General features: G+C 62.9%; 1 protein-coding gene and 1 pseudogene. Both read right to left on the bottom strand.

Features of this window, described 5'->3' with window-relative positions:
- Positions 1–131 precede the first annotated feature (131 nt).
- Positions 132–1094: an SDR family NAD(P)-dependent oxidoreductase gene (locus ACFWF3_RS35565; RefSeq protein WP_379318524.1), complete on the bottom strand. Its 963-nt coding sequence runs from the start codon at positions 1092–1094 to the stop codon at positions 132–134.
- A pseudogene (locus tag ACFWF3_RS35560) lies at positions 1091–1543 on the bottom strand (cyclohexanone monooxygenase); the annotation flags it as partial. The pseudogene ACFWF3_RS35560 and the gene ACFWF3_RS35565, both read right to left, overlap by 4 nt.

The raw sequence follows: 1543 nt of genomic DNA, 5'->3' as shown, positions 1-1543 counted from the left end.
GCACAACTCGGTGTGCTCATCGACCCGGCGTAGCGCAGCCTCCACCACCGGGCGTTGCTGAGACGCCCAACTGTTCGTAATGGCGTCCGGGCGCGGGGTGGGCTCTTCTCGATGTTCGTCGAACGCGGAGGTCAGGTAGGCGAGCTTATTGTTGCGGCCCCGTCGTGGGATTCGCAGGCGGCCAGGAGTCTTCTCATGTGGGCCATCTGGTCCGCGGAAGTGGTGAGGATCGAATGCTGTTGGAATCCGCTTACATCTGCCCAGTTCTCAATAATCTGTTCGGGCGTAAGCACAGCAGTTGGATGGGTGTAGCCGCTGTTCGCGCTGATGACCAGGCGAGCGATATGTCGCAATCCGCTGATGTAGGTCTCACCAGTACTCGGACAGCTCTCGTGGCAGAGCACGGCGACCATAGGTGCGACGAGCGCGGGGCTCTGCACCGGGTCGTCGGGAAGGTCCTGCTCGATTCCGGCGCCTGCGCGCATCATGCGCGTCATCGCCAGGGGAGCGAGGTTGTTCACTTTGATTCCGTCGCGGATCCCGACCTGGGCCAGCGCTCTGCCGAGCGCCAGTACAGCTCCCTTCGCTTGCCCGTAGGCGATCATGTTGTCAGCGCCCAACGCGCCGGTCGATGTTGTCATGACAACGCGGCCCACTCCCGAAGTCGCAAGGTGCGGCCAGGCTGCCCGGGTGACATTGAAGCTACCGCCGACGTGGATATCGAAATGGCGCCGGAGAGCCTCGGCGTCGAGGTCTGGAAAGTCGTCCAAGGAGTAGATCCCGGCGTTGTTGACGACGATGTCGAGACGACCGAAGGCCTGGATCGCGTGGTCGACAAGGTCTTGGGCGCCGGCGGTGGTCGCCACGTCGGAGGTGTCGGAAACAGCGTGGCCGCCAGCTGCCGCAATCGCATTCGCCGCAGTCTGTGCGGCGGCTCGATCGTCGTAGCCCCGGCCACTCATCGATCCGCCGACGTCATTGACGACGATCTTGGCTCCGCGAGCGGCGAGTAGTTGGGCATATGCGCGGCCCAACCCTCGTCCAGCGCCCGTGATGATCGCGACTCTTCCCTCGAATGTGATGTGCTGTGTCATGGCAGCTGTCCTTTCGGGGCTGAGTCGCGGCTCGAGTGCGTTGCAGCGGGAGATTTGGCGAGGGAGAAGCCGGTGTAGCCTGCCTTCGCTACCGCGGCGCAGGTCTCGCGGTAGACGTTGAGTCCTCCGGGGTAAGGCATGAAGACCCTGGGCTTGCCCTCGATGTTGTCGCCCAGATACCACGACTTCGCATGCATGAACAGGGTCTGGGACGCGACGGCATTGACGTGGTCCACCCACTTATCTTGGTCGTCAAGACGTGCCTCGATCTCGATGACACCTCGCGAACGCAATGCATCCATGCAATCGGTAATCCACTCGACATGCTGTTCTATGCACGCGATGACGTTGGCGAGCACTGACGGGCTGCCGGGGCCGGTGATCATGAACATGTTGGGGAAGCCGTGGGTGGCGACCCCGAGGTAGGTGCGGGGTCCAGCCTCCCATGC

Source organism: Nocardia sp. NPDC060220 (assembly GCF_042727815.1).
Classification (GTDB): Bacteria; Actinomycetota; Actinomycetes; order Mycobacteriales; family Mycobacteriaceae; genus Nocardia.
Note: the sequence above shows the minus strand (reverse complement) of the source record. Positions and strands in the feature narration are given on the sequence as shown.